This window comes from Micromonospora sp. NPDC003776, from assembly GCF_053605645.1.
The window spans coordinates 1-15,276 of the sequence record NZ_JBSGJR010000097.1 but is presented as its reverse complement, the minus strand read 5'-3'; the positions used below and the strand labels follow the sequence as shown (position 1 = coordinate 15,276).

15 protein-coding genes are annotated in these 15,276 nt (G+C 74.1%); 8 read left to right on the top strand and 7 right to left on the bottom strand.

Annotation, left to right across the window (positions count from 1 at the left end; genetic code table 11):
* Nucleotides 1-324 (top strand): N-acetyltransferase family protein (locus ACWEVO_RS11485; protein ID WP_452307455.1); only part of this gene is annotated, 324 nt, incomplete at its 5' end.
* A gap of 173 nt (nt 325-497) precedes the next feature.
* Here the strand turns inward: ACWEVO_RS11485 and ACWEVO_RS11480 are convergent.
* From ACWEVO_RS11480 to ACWEVO_RS11465, 4 genes are all read right to left on the bottom strand, one after another.
* Nucleotides 498-2,063: an aldehyde dehydrogenase family protein gene (locus tag ACWEVO_RS11480; protein WP_452307454.1), complete on the bottom strand. Its 1,566-nt coding sequence runs from the start codon at nt 2,061-2,063 to the stop codon at nt 498-500.
* 279 nt (nt 2,064-2,342) lie between these two features.
* On the bottom strand, nt 2,343-2,867 hold the full coding sequence (locus tag ACWEVO_RS11475; protein ID WP_452307453.1) for an isochorismatase family protein: 525 nt from the start codon (nt 2,865-2,867) through the stop codon (nt 2,343-2,345).
* Between the two features lie 138 nt (nt 2,868-3,005).
* Nucleotides 3,006-3,761 (bottom strand): LPXTG cell wall anchor domain-containing protein, encoded by a 756-nt coding sequence (locus tag ACWEVO_RS11470; RefSeq protein ID WP_452307452.1) that lies wholly within the window; start codon nt 3,759-3,761, stop codon nt 3,006-3,008.
* 196 nt (nt 3,762-3,957) lie between these two features.
* On the bottom strand, nt 3,958-4,752 hold the full coding sequence (locus ACWEVO_RS11465) for an LPXTG cell wall anchor domain-containing protein (RefSeq protein WP_452307451.1): 795 nt from the start codon (nt 4,750-4,752) through the stop codon (nt 3,958-3,960).
* A 371-nt stretch (nt 4,753-5,123) separates the two neighbouring features.
* Between ACWEVO_RS11465 and ACWEVO_RS11460 the strand changes: the two genes are divergently transcribed.
* The 4 genes from ACWEVO_RS11460 (at nt 5,124) to ACWEVO_RS11445 (ending at nt 10,294) form a co-directional block, all read left to right on the top strand.
* Complete coding sequence (locus tag ACWEVO_RS11460) at nt 5,124-8,054, top strand: glycoside hydrolase family 9 protein (protein ID WP_452307450.1); 2,931 nt, start codon at nt 5,124-5,126, stop codon at nt 8,052-8,054.
* Between the two features lie 120 nt (nt 8,055-8,174).
* Complete coding sequence (locus ACWEVO_RS11455; protein WP_452307449.1) at nt 8,175-9,131, top strand: hypothetical protein; 957 nt, start codon at nt 8,175-8,177, stop codon at nt 9,129-9,131.
* A gap of 63 nt (nt 9,132-9,194) precedes the next feature.
* Nucleotides 9,195-9,716, top strand: coding sequence for a DUF488 domain-containing protein (locus ACWEVO_RS11450; RefSeq protein WP_452307448.1), 522 nt, complete (start codon nt 9,195-9,197; stop codon nt 9,714-9,716).
* Nucleotides 9,717-9,766: 50 nt separating this feature from the next.
* Nucleotides 9,767-10,294, top strand: coding sequence for a GNAT family N-acetyltransferase (locus ACWEVO_RS11445; protein WP_452307447.1), 528 nt, complete (start codon nt 9,767-9,769; stop codon nt 10,292-10,294).
* Nucleotide 10,295: 1 nt separating this feature from the next.
* Here the strand turns inward: ACWEVO_RS11445 and ACWEVO_RS11440 are convergent, their stop codons facing one another.
* The 3 genes from ACWEVO_RS11440 to bioB are packed head-to-tail and all read right to left on the bottom strand — an operon-like array spanning nt 10,296 to nt 11,997.
* Nucleotides 10,296-10,802, bottom strand: coding sequence for a GNAT family N-acetyltransferase (locus ACWEVO_RS11440; RefSeq protein WP_452307446.1), 507 nt, complete (start codon nt 10,800-10,802; stop codon nt 10,296-10,298).
* 3 nt (nt 10,803-10,805) lie between these two features.
* A complete protein-coding gene (bsaP, locus tag ACWEVO_RS11435) occupies nt 10,806-10,994 on the bottom strand; it encodes a biotin synthase auxiliary protein BsaP (RefSeq protein WP_452307445.1) in 189 nt (62 codons plus the stop codon).
* A gap of 7 nt (nt 10,995-11,001) precedes the next feature.
* Nucleotides 11,002-11,997, bottom strand: coding sequence for a biotin synthase BioB (gene bioB, locus ACWEVO_RS11430; RefSeq protein ID WP_452307444.1), 996 nt, complete (start codon nt 11,995-11,997; stop codon nt 11,002-11,004).
* Nucleotides 11,998-12,186: 189 nt separating this feature from the next.
* On the opposite strand from bioB, the gene ACWEVO_RS11425 reads away from it, so the two are divergent.
* Genes ACWEVO_RS11425 through ACWEVO_RS11415 form a run of 3 tightly spaced genes read left to right on the top strand, consistent with a single transcriptional unit; the run spans nt 12,187 to nt 15,238 of the window.
* Complete coding sequence (locus ACWEVO_RS11425) at nt 12,187-13,323, top strand: 8-amino-7-oxononanoate synthase (RefSeq protein WP_452307456.1); 1,137 nt, start codon at nt 12,187-12,189, stop codon at nt 13,321-13,323.
* The gene (bioD, locus tag ACWEVO_RS11420) at nt 13,320-14,048 is read left to right on the top strand and encodes a dethiobiotin synthase (protein ID WP_452307443.1); all 729 of its coding nucleotides are present in this window, start codon (nt 13,320-13,322) and stop codon (nt 14,046-14,048) included. The genes ACWEVO_RS11425 and bioD overlap by 4 nt, the downstream gene beginning before the upstream one ends.
* Before the next feature lie 53 nt (nt 14,049-14,101).
* Nucleotides 14,102-15,238: a sensor histidine kinase gene (locus ACWEVO_RS11415; RefSeq protein WP_452307442.1), complete on the top strand. Its 1,137-nt coding sequence runs from the start codon at nt 14,102-14,104 to the stop codon at nt 15,236-15,238.
* The last annotated feature ends 38 nt before the right edge of the window (nt 15,239-15,276 follow it).

The following is a 15,276-nucleotide window of genomic DNA, read 5'->3' as shown; positions in this document are numbered from 1 at the left end:
GCTCCGGTCGTGGCGATGGCGAACCTCCTCGGTGAGGGGGACGAGGCCGAGGCGGCGCTGCTGGTGCGGGACGACTGGCAGCGGCGCGGGCTCGGCACGGCGCTGCTGCGGCGGCTGCTCGGGCACGCCGAGCGGGCCGGCTACGCCGCCGTGCTGCTGCACGTGCAGGCCGAGAACACCCCGATGCTGCGCGCCGTACGCCGGCTGGACCGGCCGACCTCGGTGGAGCGGGACGGCAGCGTGCTGACCGTGACCGTGCCGCTGGTTCCCCGGGCGGCTCCGCTGCCCCGGCAGGCCGACGCCACCGCCCGCCGGGCGCACTGACCCGAGGGTCGCCTCCGCCGCGCGTCCCGTGCCCCAACGGCGCGGTACGGGACGACGGGCGGCCGGCGAGCCGTACCGGCACCGGGCGCAACCCGGTGCCACCTGGCCGACCTCCGGTGCGGAGGACGGTGACACGGCAGGGCCCCCGGTGCGGGGGCCCTGCCCGTTTCCGGTCAGGTCGCCGGGTAGCTGCTGTAGTCGGGGAAGTTGCCGTACAGCCGGCCGTCGCCGCCCACCGTGACGGCCTGCACCAGCAGGTCACCGCCGACGAACGCGCCCTTCCAGGAGGCGCCCCGGCCGCCGAACGGCTCCTCCCGGTCGCCCCGGGACCGCGGCTTGTTGATGCCCACCTTGAACGCCTGGAGGTCGACCGCGAGCTTGCCGGCCAGCTCTTCGTCGTCGCAGGCGAGGGAGGCGACCAGCGCGCCGTTGGAGGCGTTCATCTGGGCCAGCAGCTCGTCGGTGGTGTCCACCACGACGATGGTGTCGACCGGGCCGAACGGCTCGGCGTGCATCAGCCGGGACCGGCCGGGCGGGGCGAGCAGCACCGCGGGCGCCACGTACGCGGACGTGTCCTGGCCGTCGAGGAAGGGCGCGCCGTCGAGCTTGCCCCGGTGCAGCGGCACCGCGCCGCCGCGGACCGCCTCGTCGACCTTGCGGCGCAGCTCCTCGGCCTTGGCGGCGCTGATCAGCGGGCCGAAGTCCAGCTCCGGCAGCGGGTCGCCGGCCGACCAGTCGGCGCCGACGGCGAGCGGGTGTCCGAACCGGACGGACCGCACCACCGGCAGGTACATGTCGAGGAACTCGTCGACCAGGTCCCGCTGGACCACGAACCGGGGGTACGCGGTGCAGCGCTGCTTGCCGTACTCGAAGCCCTTCTTGAGGTGCGCGGCGAGCAGGTCCCACTGGGAGAAGTTCCAGATGCCCCAGGCGTTGAGGCCCTCCTGCTCGATGAAGTGCCGCTTGTCGGAGTCGAGCAGCGCGGCGGCGACCTTGCCGCCGTTGGAGCGGCCGCCGACGAACGCCACCGCGCCGATCTCCGGGGCGCGGACCAGCACCTCGGAGAGTTCCTCGCCGCCGCCGGAGACCAGGGTGGCGGGCAGCCCGGCGCGGCGCATCAGCGCGTGCGCCACGGTGAGGCAGACCGCGCCGCCCTGGGACGGGGTCTTGGCGATGACCGCGTTGCCGGCGAGCAGCTGCACCAGCTCGGCGTGGACCAGGACGCTCATCGGGTAGTTCCAGGAGGCGATGTTGCTGACCGGGCCGGGCAGCGGCTCGCGGCCGTCGGCGAGCATCCGGTCGATCTCCTGCACGTACCAGCGCACGCCGTCCAGGGCGCGGTCCACGTCGGCGCAGGCCAGCCGCCACGGCTTGCCGATCTCCCAGACCAGCAGCATGGCGAGCAGGTCGCGGTGGGCGGCGAGCGCGTCGAGCGCCTCGGTGACCCGGGCCTTGCGCTCGGCCAGCGGGGTCTGCGCCCAGTCGCGGTGGCGGGCGGCGGCGTGCGCGACGGCGGCGCGGGCCGCGTCCGCGTCGAGCCGGGCCAGGTTGACCAGGACCGTGTTGTCGACCGGGGTGCGTACCGGGGCCGACGCGCCGATCGGCTGCCACTCACCCTGGACCAGGTTGTGCAGGGTGGCGGTGCCGTCGGGCGCCGCGCCGAAGGCCTCCGGAGCGGCGGCCACCGCGCGGGCGAGTGTCTCGGACCAGGAGGTGCCGTCAGCGAGTCTGAGAGCCATCGCGATCTCCTCAGGGTTTGTCCGGGGGAGCGGCGGCGTCGATGGCACCGCTGGTGTCGCGTACTGTCCCGCGTGGTCGAACGGACCGGCAACCGTACGCTCGTATGCCAGGACGGCCGGCCCACCCGTTGGCGCTGATCACGCTGGCTGTTGCTGGTCGGTCACCGCGCTGAACTGGCGATACGTTCAAGCGCAATCGAAGGCGATCGATGATGTGATTCAGCTCCGGACGCCGTCGACCGGGGTTACCGGTCAGTACGCAGCGGGCGGCCGGGCGGTTCAGCCGCGCAGCGCGGCGACCGCCTCCGCGGTGGTGCAGACCGTGCCGAGCCGGCGGAAGACGTAGTCCACCGCGAACTCGTGGGCGTACGCGTCCAGTCCGGACATCGCGTCGTGCGGCAGCACCATCCGGTACCCGATCTCGTCGCCGATCCGGACGGTCTGCTCGACCCCGAAGTTGGTGACCAGGCCGGCGACGACCAGCGTGTCGATGCCCCGCTCGCGCAGCGCGGCGTCCAGGCCGGTCTGGTGGAACGCGCCCCAGCTGTGCTTGACGATCGCCACGTCGCCGGCGCGCGGGGCGACCTCGGGCAGCAGTTCGCTCCCGGCCGGCTGCCGGTCCGGGCCCGGCCGGTCGACCCGGACCACCACCACGGTCGCGCCGGCGGCACGGGCCGCGTCGGCGAGCGTGAGGCAGCGCTGGACCACCTCGGGGCCGGTGTGCGGGGCGGTGGGCTGGTCGACGATGCGACGCTGGAGGTCGATCAGGACGACGGCGGTGCGGTGCGGGTCGAGGATGTCCACGCGCAAGATCGTATCCGGGTCGTGCGACCGTCCGTGGTCGTTGCCGGACCGCCCCTGGCCGCCGAGGCGCGGGTCCCGCCTCGATAGCGGAACCGGCCGCCGGACCAGGTCCGACGGCCGGTTGTGCCCGTGAACGCGTCAGCTGGTGAAGGTGATCCGGTCGCGACGGCGGCGCAGCGTCATCAGCACGACGCCGCCGCCGATCAGGACGAGGCCACCGAGCGCGATGCTGGTCGCCGCCACGCCGGTGATCGGCAGGCTGCCCCCGTTGTCCCCGGTACCGCCGCCGTTGCCGCCGTTGCCGCCACCCGTGCCCGGCGAGGCGGAGCCGCTGGGCGGCGTGCTCCCGGTCGGCGGGGTGGTGGTCGGGGTGCCCGGCGGGGTGGTCGGCGTCGTCGAGGTCGTGCACCTGGGGACCCAGAAGACCTTGTGCTTGACGCCGCCCGGCACGCCTGCCGACGTGATGGTCAGCTTGACGTGGTAGCCCTGCTTCGCCTGCTCCTTGTACTTGGTCAGGTCCCAGTCGGCCACGTGGTACGTGAAGACCGCGTCCTCGTCCTTGCTGCCCCCGCCGGCCGGGGTCGTGCTGATCGTCCTGGTCTCCGCCGGGATCACCTCGTCGCCGGATCCGGACGGCGGGTGGACGGTGAAGGTGATCTTCGCCGTCTGACCCTCGTCGAAGTTGAAGAACCGGACCTGGAAGTCGCAGCCGACGTGCGGACGGTTGGCGATGTTCGGGTCGTTGTGGCTGTCGACGTCGATGTTGTCGATCTTGACGGTCCCGTTGTTGCCAGCCGGATCGGTGGCCAGGGCGGGAGATCCGAGAGCGAGGCAGGCCGTGGCGGCCGCGGTCGCGACGAGGGCCGCGCGCGCCAGGCGCCGACGCTGTGCCATGAAGAATCCTCCGGGATGGGGAAGGGCGGACGTGAAATGATCACATAAATCCGCACCGATGGCGACATTGGAGGGTCGGCGGCGGCGGAAGCCGTTCCGGCGATCGGCGCGGAGAGACGCGGACGGTTCTCGCGGGTCGCCGGAACGCGGACCGGCCGCCGGACGAATCCGGCGGCCGGTCGCGGTTGCGGGTCGGTCAGCTGGTGAAGGTGACCTTGTCGCGACGGCGACGCAGCGTCATCAGCACGACGCCGCCGCCGATCAGGACGAGGCCGGTGAGCGCGATGCTGGTCGCGGCCACGCCGGTGAGCGGCAGTCCGCCCCCGGTGCTGCCGCCGGCACCGCCACCGACCGAGGAGCTCGGCGAGACCGAGGTGCCGCCGGTCGGGGACTCCGACGGCGAGCCGGACGGCGACTCAGAGGCCGACGGCGACTCGGACGCGGACGGCGACTCCGAGGGGGACTCGGACGGGGTCGGCGACTCCGACTCCGAGGGCGACTCGGACGGGGTCGGCGACGGGGACTCCGACGGCGTGGCGGCGCAGGTGTGGGTCAGGTTGAACTTGTCCTGCGGCACCTGCCCGTGGATGGTCGAGTCGCCGCTCTCCAGCTTCCAGCCGGCCGGCGTCGCGAACCAGACCTTCTTGGCCCCGCTGTCGGTGGTGAAGTGGCCGTCGGCGAGCGTCTTGAAGGTGTCGGCGGTGCCGTCGTTGTCGGTGTCCCAGCCGATGTTCACCGCGTCGACGCTCTCGACGTCGTTGCCCGGCCAGATGAAGACCCAGACGTCCTGCCCGGCCTGCTGGTCCTCGGCGCCGGCGCACTTGCCGAAGCCCTGGTTGAAGCCCGAGTCCGAGGCGACGATGTGCTGGCCGGCCTGGCGCAGGGTGGGGTTGGTGATGGTGGCCGCCCAAGCCGGGGTGGCGAGGGCGAGGCAGGCCGTGGCGGCGGCTGCGGTGAAGGCCGCGCGCGCGACGTGCCGACGCTGTGGCATGAGGAATCCTCCGAGATGGGGAGAGGTGACGGGCCATGATCGCATGACGGCCCCCGACCGGCGACATCGGACGTTCGGCCTGAGCTGCGACGACATGGCGTATCGAAGCCGACGACGAAGGATGATCGAGCCAATTCGGCGGCGCGTCGGTGTAACGCGGAAGGGCCGTCCGGCGCTGCGGAGGGCTCGGGACCGTCGGTCGACGCGCCTTCACAAACCGGCGACTCGCACATTACATTGTCGGCTATCCATGGGAGCGCTCCCGCGCCTCTGCGGTCACCCCACCACCACCCCGCCGCCGGCAGCTCCGACCACCGACGCCGTCCCGTCCGGTCCGGCTGCCGTGCGGCAACCACCCACAGGAGCTCGCCATGCCCCACCCGATCCCGCCGCCACCCGGCCGGACCCGGCTCCGTCGCCTGGTCGCCGCCGGTGCCGCCCTGGCCGCCGGTCTCGTCACCGCCGTCGCCGCCCCGCAGGCCGCCGCACCTGCCACGGCCGCGCCCGCTTTCAATTACGGCGCGGTTGTCGGCGGCAGCGCGCGGACCGAGAGTGCGCTGGCCGCGCCCGCTTTCAATTACGCAGAGGCGTTGCAGAAGTCGCTCTTCTTCTACGAGGCCCAGCAGTCCGGGAAGAAGCCGGCCTGGAACCGCGTCTCCTGGCGGGGCGACTCGGCGCTGACCGACGGCGCCGATGTGGGCCTGGACCTGACCGGTGGCTGGTACGACGCCGGCGACCACGTGAAGTTCGGCTTTCCGATGGCGTTCAGCACCACCATGCTGGCCTGGGGCGCGGTCGAGTACCGGGACGGCTATGTCGCCTCCGGGCAGCTCACCCACCTGCTGGACAACCTGCGCTGGGTGAACGACTACTTCGTCAAGGCGCATCCGGCCCCGAACGTGCTCTACGGCCAGGTCGGCAAGGGCGACGACGACCACAAGTGGTGGGGGCCGGCCGAGGTGCTGCCGATGGCGCGGCCCGCGTACAAGATCGATGCGAGCTGTGGCGGGGCGGACCTGGCGGGGGAGACGGCGGCCGCGATGGCCGCGTCGTCGATGGTGTTCCGGCCCACCGACGCGGCCTACGCCGACAAGCTGCTCGGGCACGCGAAGCAGCTCTACACCTTCGCCGACACGGTGCGGCGGAGCTACCACGAGTGCATCACCGACGCGACGAACTTCTACAAGTCCTGGAGCGGCTACCAGGACGAGCTGGTCTGGGGCGCGATCTGGCTCTACCGCGCGACCGGGGACGCCACCTACCTGGCCAAGGCGGAGAGCGAGTACGACAAGCTCGGCACCGAGCCGCAGTCCACCACCCGCTCGTACAAGTGGACCATCGCCTGGGACAACAAGCAGTTCGGGGCGTACGTGCTGCTGGCCAACCTGACCGGCAAGCAGAAGTACGTCGATGACGCCAACCGCTGGCTCGACTGGTGGACCGTCGGGGTGAACGGCTCCAAGGTGAACTACTCGCCCGGCGGGGAGGCGGTGCTCGACTCCTGGGGGTCGCTCCGCTACGCCGCCAACACCGCCTTCGCCGCCCTGGTCTACAGCGACAAGACCACCGACGCCACTCGCAAGGCCCGGTACCACGACTTCGCCGTCCGGCAGATCAACTACGCGCTCGGTGACAACCCGCGCAGCTCCAGCTACCTGATCGGCTTCGGCGCCAACTCCCCGCGCAACCCGCACCACCGTACGGCGCACGGCTCCTGGTGGGACAGCCAGACGGTGCCCACCGAGACCCGGCACGTGCTCTACGGCGCGCTGGTCGGCGGCCCCTCCTCGGCCAACGACGCGTACACCGACAGCCGCTCGGACTACGTGATGAACGAGGTGGCCACCGACTACAACGCCGGCTTCACCTCCGCGCTGGCCCGGCTCAGCAAGGAGTACGGCGGCACCCCGCTCGCCGGTTTCCCGACCGCGGAGACGCCGGACCTGGACGAGCTGACCGTGGAGACCACGGTGATGCAGGCCGAGACGCGGGCCACCGGGCTCAAGGCGATCATTTACAACAAGTCCGGCTTCCCGGCCCGGGCGCTGAAGGCGGCGAAGTTCCGCTACTACTTCCGCCCCGACGGCACCGGCCCGGTCACCGTCACCCCCGGCTACACCCAGGGCTGCCCGTCGCCGTCCACCGCCCACCAGCTCTCCGGCGACATCTGGTACGTCGAGGTCGACTGCACCGGGTACACCATCGCGCCGGCCGGGCAGTCGCAGCACCGGATGGAGGTCCAGTTCAAGATCGGCGTACCGGAGGGTGGCACCTGGGACCCGAGCAACGACCCGTCGTACCAGGTCGCCGCCGGGCCGAACCGGAAGGTCCCGCTCTACGAGGGCGGGGTGCGGGTCTGGGGCGATGAGCCCGGGCCGGCCACCCCCGACACCACCGCCCCCACCACGCCCGGCACCCCGGTCGCCTCCGGCGTCACCGCCACCGGACTCACCCTGACCTGGCCCGCCTCCACCGACACCGGCGGCAGCGGCCTGGCCGGCTACGACATCACCCAGGCCCAGGTCGGCAGCGATGCGCTGGTACTGCTGAAGTCCACCACGAACACCCTCGCCGTCACCGGGCTGCTGCCCGAGCGGACGTACCAGTTCTCCGTGGTCGCCCGCGACGGCGCCGGCAACCGGTCGACGGCCTCGCCGACGGTCTCGGTGACCACCCCGACCGCCCCGGCGCCGGACACCACCCCGCCGACCGCGCCCGGCACCCCCACCGCCGCGGCCGTCGGCCCGACCGGGCTCACCCTCGCCTGGGGCCCGGCCACCGACAACGTCGGCGTCACCGGCTACCGGGTCTACCGGTCCGGGAACGTCCTCGTCGGGTCGACCACCGGCACCACCCTCGCGGTCACCGGGCTGACCGCCGCGACGACGTACACCTTCACCGTGGTCGCGGTGGACGCGGCCGGCAACGTCTCCGCGGCCTCCGCGCCGGTCACCGTGACCACCGCGAACCCGCCGGCCGCCGGTGGCTGCACCGTCGGGTACGTCACCAGCACCTGGGACACCGGGTTCACCGCCAACATCACCGTCACCAACACCGGTACGGCGGCCCTCAACGGCTGGACGCTCGGCTTCACCTTCCCGAGCACCGGGCAGCAGGTGGGCCAGGGCTGGTCGGCGAACTTCACCCAGACCGGCACCGCGGTGACCGCGTCGAACGTCTCCTACAACGGGTCGCTCGCGCCGGGGGCCTCGACCAGCTTCGGCTTCAACGGCACCCACACCGGCACCAACCCCACCCCCACCGCCTTCACCCTCAACGGCGTCGCCTGCACCGTCTCCTGAGGGGTGGCCTTCTGCGATCTTGGACAGTTGCCGTTCCTCCCGAACGGCAACTGTCCAAGATTCACTTCCGGGCTGTGGACGGGGCGGTCGAGGGGTGGACGTGCCGGGAGACTCGGGCGCGTGGTGCGGACTCTTCCGAGACATGGGGCCGGCGCGCTCGAATGGCTGGCGTTCGAACAGGCCGGGGTGCTGACCACGGCACAGGCGACCGGGCTGCTGACCGAGGGGTCGGTGCGCGGCCTGGTGCGCTCCGGCCGCTGGCGGTCGATCTGCCGGGGCATCCTGCTCACCGGCAATGGCCGGCTGACCCGCGATCAGCAGTTGTGGGTCGCGGTGCTCGCTTGCGGTCCCGGGGCGGTGCTGGCGGGGGTGACCGCGGCGGGCGAGGCGGGCGTGCGGGGACTCCGGTCCGAGCCGCTGCACGTGCTGGTGCCGGCGGTACGGCGGCCAGGTCGGTTGCTGCGCGGGATGCCCATCGACATGCCCGCGGTCGTCGTGCACCGCACCGCCGTGCTGCCCGAGGCGCACCTCCAGGCGGCCCGGCCGAGGCGGACCATCACCGCACGGGCGGTCGTGGACGGCGCCGGCTGGGCGGGCAGCATCGAGGAGGCACAGCGGATACTGGCATCGGCCTGGCAGCAGCGCCGCGTACTGCCGGCGGAGATGACGACCGTGCTCGACGTGCTGCCCCGAGCACCGCGTCGAGATCTGGTCCGGCGCACGGCGGCGGACCTCGCCGGCGGCGCCGAGGCGCTGTCGGAGCTGAATTTCGTCGCCCTGTGCCGACGGCACCGACTGCCTGCCCCGAGTCTGGGGGAGCGCCGCACGGATCGGAGCGGCCGCATTCGCTGGCTGGACGCGCACTGGCGAAAGTGGCGGCTGCACGTCGAGATCGACGGAGCCCACCACATGGACGTCCGGCACTGGGCCGACGACATGCGCCGGCAGAACGACGTGTGGACCGCCGGCGACCGCATCCTCCGGTTCCCCGCCTGGTTGGTCCGCGCTCACCCCGACGAGGTCGCCGAATCGCTCCGCCGGGCCCTCGAAGCGGCGGGCTGGCGACCTCCGGAGTGAATCTTGGACGCGGGTCGTTCCGGTCGAACGGTAAGTGTCCAAGATTCCGGGCAAGCTGGGTGCGTGCTGGTGACGGTGGGGCATGGGGCGGCCGATCGCGGGCGGCTGGCGGAGCTGCTGGTCGGGGCGGGGGTCGCGCTCGTCGTGGACGTGCGGCGCTACCCGGCCAGCCGGACCAACCCGGACGTCCGGCGGGAGGCGCTGGAACGCTGGCTGCCGGAGCGGGGGATCGACTACCGCTGGGAGCCGCGCCTGGGCGGGCGGCGGCACGTGCGCGCCGGCGAACCGGAGCCGGACACCTGGTGGACCGTCGCGGCCTTCCGGGCGTACGCCGCCTACACCCGGACTGCGGACTTCGACGCGGCGCTGGACGAGGTGCTGGCCGACGCGGCGCGGCGGACCACGGCGGTGATGTGCAGCGAGAGCGTGTGGTGGCGTTGCCACCGGCGGCTGATCGCCGACGTCGCCGTGCTCGGTCGCGGGGTGGCGGTGTCGCACCTCATGCCGGACGGCCGGCTCAGCCCGCACCGGCCGGCCGAGGGGGCCCGCCGCCTGCCCGACGGGCACCTGATCTGGGACGGCTGACCGCCGGAACTCGCTCGCCCGGCCCCCGGCGGCGTGGTTAGCCTGCCCGGATGCCGGAACTGATCGCCCCGACCACCCGCCTGCACCGGTCCTGGCTGGCCGCCCGGGACGACTGGGGGCGGGGCGTTCACCAGGACGGCAGCGGGCTGCACCGCAGCGACGACGTGGACTCGCCGGCGGGCTTCGCGGAGTGGGTGCAGCGGCTGCGGGCCGGTGCGGACGAGTCCCGGCCGCTGCCGGCGGGCCGGGTTCCGGCGCTCTACTGGTGGATCGTCGAGGGCGACGAGGTGCTCGGCGCGATCTCGCTGCGGTTGCGGCTCACCGACTTCCTGCGCAACGCGGGCGGCCACATCGGCTACGGCGTCCGCCCCTCGGCCCGCGGCCGGGGCGTGGCGACCTTCGCCCTCGGCGCGGCGCTCGCCGAGGCGGCCCGGCGGGGCATCGACCCGGTGCTGGTCACCTGCGACGACGACAACGTCCCCTCCGCCCGGACCATCGAGCGGCACGGCGGGGTGCTGGCGGACGTGCGGGACACCGAGCTGGGCCGTACCCGCCGCTACTGGATCCGCACCCGCTGACTCAGTCGCGCAGGTCCTCGGCGAGCAGGTCCATCAGCAGGCCGTCGTGCCAGCGGCCGTCGGCGCCGCGCTCGTAGCGCCGCATGATCCCCACCGGGCGGAAGCCCACCTTCGCGTACGCCCGGATGGCCGGGGTGTTCGCCGCCGCCGGGTCGATGGTGAACCGGTGGTGGCCGTACTCGTCGATGAGGTGACGGACCAGGGTGCGGATGGCGTCCCCGCCCAGGCCGGCACCGCGTACCGCCGGGTCGAGGAAGATGTCCAGGCTGGCGTGGCGGTAGTCGGGATCGGTCTCGGCGTACCACTGGATCGCGCCGACCAGCCGGCCCTCGTGCTCGATGGCGTACACGGTCAGCTCGTCGTCGGCCAGGTCGGCGCGGACCGCCGCGGCCAGGTCGTCGTCACCGCGCCACCAGCGGCGCACCTCCGGGGTGGCCCGGATCGCGGCGAGCGCGGGCACGTCCTCCCCGGTCACCGGCCGCAACGTCACCGCCCGCCCGCGCAGCACCGGTCAGCCCCGGATCTCGCCGTGCTCGACGCAGACCGCCGACCAGCCGGTCGGCACCACCTGCACCTTCATCCGCCGTCGGCAGTGGACGCAGTAGCGCGGCGGCTCCAGCGCCCGCGCGGCCGCGCACGCCTCGTGCGGCACGGAGGCCTCCGCGCCGCAGCGGTCGCACCACACCTGGGTCACCGTCATCTCCGCCTCACAGGGTCGCGGACAGCGCCTTCACCGGCATCTTCAGGTCGTCGAGGAGCTTCAGGTCGTCGGTGGCCGGCCGGCCCAGCGTGGTCAGGTAGTTGCCGACGATGACCGCGTTGATGCCACCGAGCAGACCGTCGCGGGTGCCGAGGTCGCCGAGGGTGAGCTCCCGGCCGCCCGCGTACCGGAGGATGGTGCGCGGCATGGCCAGCCGGAACGCGGCGATGGCCCGCAGCGCGTCCTTGCCCGCCACCACGGGACGGTCGGCGAGCGGGGTGCCCGGGCGCGGGTTGAGGAAGTTCAGCGGGACCTCGTGCGGGTCCAGTTCGGCGAGCTGCGCGGCGAACTCGGCCCGCTGCTCGACCGTCTCGCCGAGGCCGAGGATGCCGCCGCAGCAGACCTCCATGCCCGACTCGCGGACCATCTTCAAGGTCTCCCAGCGCTCCTCCCAGGAGTGCGTGGTGACCACGTTCGGGAAGTAGGAGCGGCAGGTCTCCAGGTTGTGGTTGTAGCGGTGCACGCCCATCTCGACCAGCTCGTCGACCTGCTCCTGGGTGAGCATGCCCAGCGACGCCGCGACCTGGATGTCGACCTCCGCCTTGATGGCGGCCACGCCCTCGCGCATCTGCGTCATCAGCCGGGCGTCCGGGCCGCGCACCGCGGCCACGATGCAGAACTCGGTCGCCCCGGTGGCCGCCGTCTGCTTCGCCGCCTCGACCAGCGCGGGGATGTCCAGCCAGACCGAGCGGACCGGCGAGGTGAACTGGCCGGACTGCGAGCAGAAGTGGCAGTCCTCGGGGCAGCCGCCGGTCTTCAGCGAGACGATGCCCTCGACCTCGACCTCCGGGCCGCACCAGCGCATCCGTACCTCGTGGGCGAGCTGCAGCGCGGCGGGCACGTCTTCGTCGGGCAGGTTCAGCACGGCGAGGACCCCGGCCTCGTCGAGGCCGACGCCGTTCTCCAGCACCTGGGTTCGGGCCTGGTCGAGGATCTCTGGCATGGCTCGTACCCTACAAGGCCGCCGACCGGCCGGGAAACGGCCGCGTGCGACCCCTCGACCCGGCCGCGACCAGCTCCGGCGGCGGCCCCGGCGAGCCGGTACGCGCCACGCCGGGGCCGGTCCGGCGGGTGGTAACTTCGCCCCGCGGCAGTGCCCCTGGGGCGACGATCGGCGGAGCGGGAGGTGACGGTGGCGGACTGGCTGGCGGCCCTGGAGCACCGCGCCGAGCTGCGGGCGAAGGCGGGGCTCACCCGCACGCTGCGCCCGCGGGCCGCCGACGACACCGTGGTCGACCTGGCCGGCAACGACTATCTCGGCCTGGCCACCCACCCGGAGGTCACCGCCGCCGCCGCGCGGGCGCTGTCCGCGTACGGGCTGGGCGCGACCGGGTCCCGGCTGGTGCGCGGCTCGACCGACGCGCACCACGCGCTGGAGGACGCCCTCGCCGACTGGCTCGGCGCCGACCGGGCGCTGGTCTTCTCCTCCGGCTACCTGGCCAACCTCGCCGCCGTCCGGGGCCTGGTGCGCCCGCGTACCCTGCTCGTCTCCGACGCGCACAACCACGCCTCGCTGATCGACGGCTGCCGGATCTCCGGCGCGGAGACCGTGGTCACGCCGCACGCCGACGTCGCGGCGGTCGCCGCGGCGCTCGCCGCCGCGCCCGGCCGGCCCGCGGTGGTGGTCACCGAGTCGGTCTTCTCGGTCGACGGCGACCTCGCGCCGCTCGCGGAGCTGCACGCGGTGGCCCGCCGGCACGGCGCGCTGCTGCTGGTCGACGACGCGCACGCGCTCGGCGTCACCGGCCCGGCCGGGGCCGGCGGGGTGGCCGTCGCGGGGCTGGCCGGCGAACCCGACGTGGTGGTCACCGCCACCCTCTCCAAGGCGCTCGGTGGGGCCGGTGGCGTGGTGGCCGGGCCGGCCGAGTTCGTCCGGCACCTGGTCGAGACCGGGCGGACGTTCATCTTCGACACCGCCCCGCCCCCGGCGGTGGCGGCCGGGGTGCTGGCGGCGGTGCGGCTGGCCCGGGCCGGTGACCCGCTCCGCGCCGAGCTGGCCGAGCGGGCCGCCCTCGCGGTCCGCCGGCTCGGCGCGGCCGGGCTGACGGTCTCCGTGCCCGACGCGGCGGTGGTCTCCGTCACGGCGCCCGGCCCGGAGGCGGCGACCGCCTGGGCGGCCGACTGCCGGGACCGCGGGGTCGCGGTGGGCTGCTTCCGCCCGCCGTCCACGCCGGACAGCCGCTCCCGGCTCCGGCTGACCATCAGCGCCGGCGTGGCCCGGCAGGATTTCGAGCGGGCCCTGGACGTGATCGTGGAGTGTGCGCCATGACGGGTGGCTGGACCGGGCCGGTGCTGGTGACCGGCACGGACACCGAGGTGGGCAAGACCGTGGTGACGGCGGCGATCGCGGCGGCCGCGCAGGCCGCCGGGCTGCGGGTCGCGGTGATCAAGCCCGGCCAGACCGGTACGGCCACCGGCGATCCCGGTGACGTCGACTCGGTCACCCGGCTCGCCGCCCCGCTCACCGGCCGGACCCTGGCCAGCTACCCCGACCCGCTCGCCCCGCTCGCCGCGGCCCGGGTGGCCGAGCTGGAGCCGCTGGAGCTCTACACCGCGGTCGACGCGATCCGCGAGGAGACCGACAAGCACGATCTGGTGCTCGTCGAGGGGGCCGGCGGGCTGCTCGTGCCGATGGGGCTGCGGCCGTCGGGCGAGCCCTGGACGGTGGCCGACCTGGCGGTGTCCCTGGGCGCGCCGGCGGTGGTGGTGGCCCGCGCCGGCCTCGGCACGCTCAACCACACCGCGCTCACCCTGGAGGCCCTGGAACGCCGGGCGATCCCGGCCGGCGTGGTCATCGGCGCCTGGCCGACGGAGCCGGAGCTGGTGCACTGGCTCAACCTGTCCGACCTGGTGCCGAACCTGCTCGGCGCGGTGCCGGCGGGCGCCGGCGCGATGGACCCCGGGGTCTTCCGCCGCTCCGCGCCGGGCTGGCTCACCCCCGCGCTGTACGGGGTGCTGGACGACTGGCGGGCCTGGGCGGAGGACGCCGGCTGAGCACCTGACTTTCGTCGGTGTCCGGCCCGGACCGCCGTCAGTAGCGTGACCGCGTGGAAACTCCCGACGCGGACCCCCGGCCGACGCGCCGGCGACGCCTCGGCGACCTGCTGCTCTGGGCCGCCGTCTCCGCCCCGGTGGCGTACGCCGGGCTCACCCCGCCCTGGCCGCGGTACGCGGCGCCGCTGCTCGTCGGCTCGCTGGCGCTGCTCGCCCTCGCGGTGGCGGTCGCCCGCCGGCTGCCCCTCCTGGCGCTGGCCGCGGTGGTGGCCGGGTCGCTGCTGGACGGCAACTTCGTCTTCGCCATCCCGGTGTTCAGCTACCTGGCGGGGCGGCGCAGCGCCGGCGCCGGTCGGGTGGCGGTGCTCTTCGGCGTGATCGCGGTCACCGGGACCGCGCTCAACCTCGGCCTGCTCGACACCGGGCCGGCGACCTGGTTCCTGCTCGCCTCGGTGCTGCTCTTCGCCGGGGTGTTCCCGTGGCTGCTCGGCCGGCTCCGCCGGCAGCAGCGGGCCCTGGCCGAGGCCGGGCGGCGGCACGCCGAGGCGGCGGAGCGGGAGCGGCGGGCGGCGGTGGACCGGGTACGGCTGCGCGAGCGGGCCCGGATCGCCCAGGAGATGCACGACTCGCTGGGCCACGACCTGAGCCTGATCGCGTTGCGGGCCGCCGCCCTGGAACTCGCCGCCGGCCTGGCGCCCGCCCACCGGCAGGCGGCTGGCGAGCTGCGGGCCAGCGTGGCCGCCGCCACGGAACGGCTGCACGAGATCATCGGCGTGCTCCGGGAGGACCGGTCCGGCTCCCTGCGGCCGGCCGACGAGACCGTGGCCGAGCTGGTCGACGGGGCCCGGGAGGCCGGGATGGCGGTGGTGCTGCGCGGCGACTCGGCCGACGCCGCACTACCCCCGCGCGCCGCGCACGACGTGCACCGGGTGGTCCGGGAGGCGCTCACCAACGCCGCCCGGTACGCCCCCGGCGCGCCGGTGACGGTCACCGTCGACCGGGCCGACCGCGAGGTCACGGTCGGGGTGGTGAACGCTCCGCCGCCGGCCGGCCCGCTGCCCGGGCCGGCGTCGCAGGGCTCCGGGCTGCTCGCCCTGCGCGAACGGGTCCGCCTCGCCGGCGGGGCGTTCGACGCGTGGCGCTCCGCGCGGACCTCGGCGATGCGGAAGGTACGGAGCGGGCACGGGTGAACATGAGTGCCGTCTACTGGCTCACCGGTCGCCTGCAG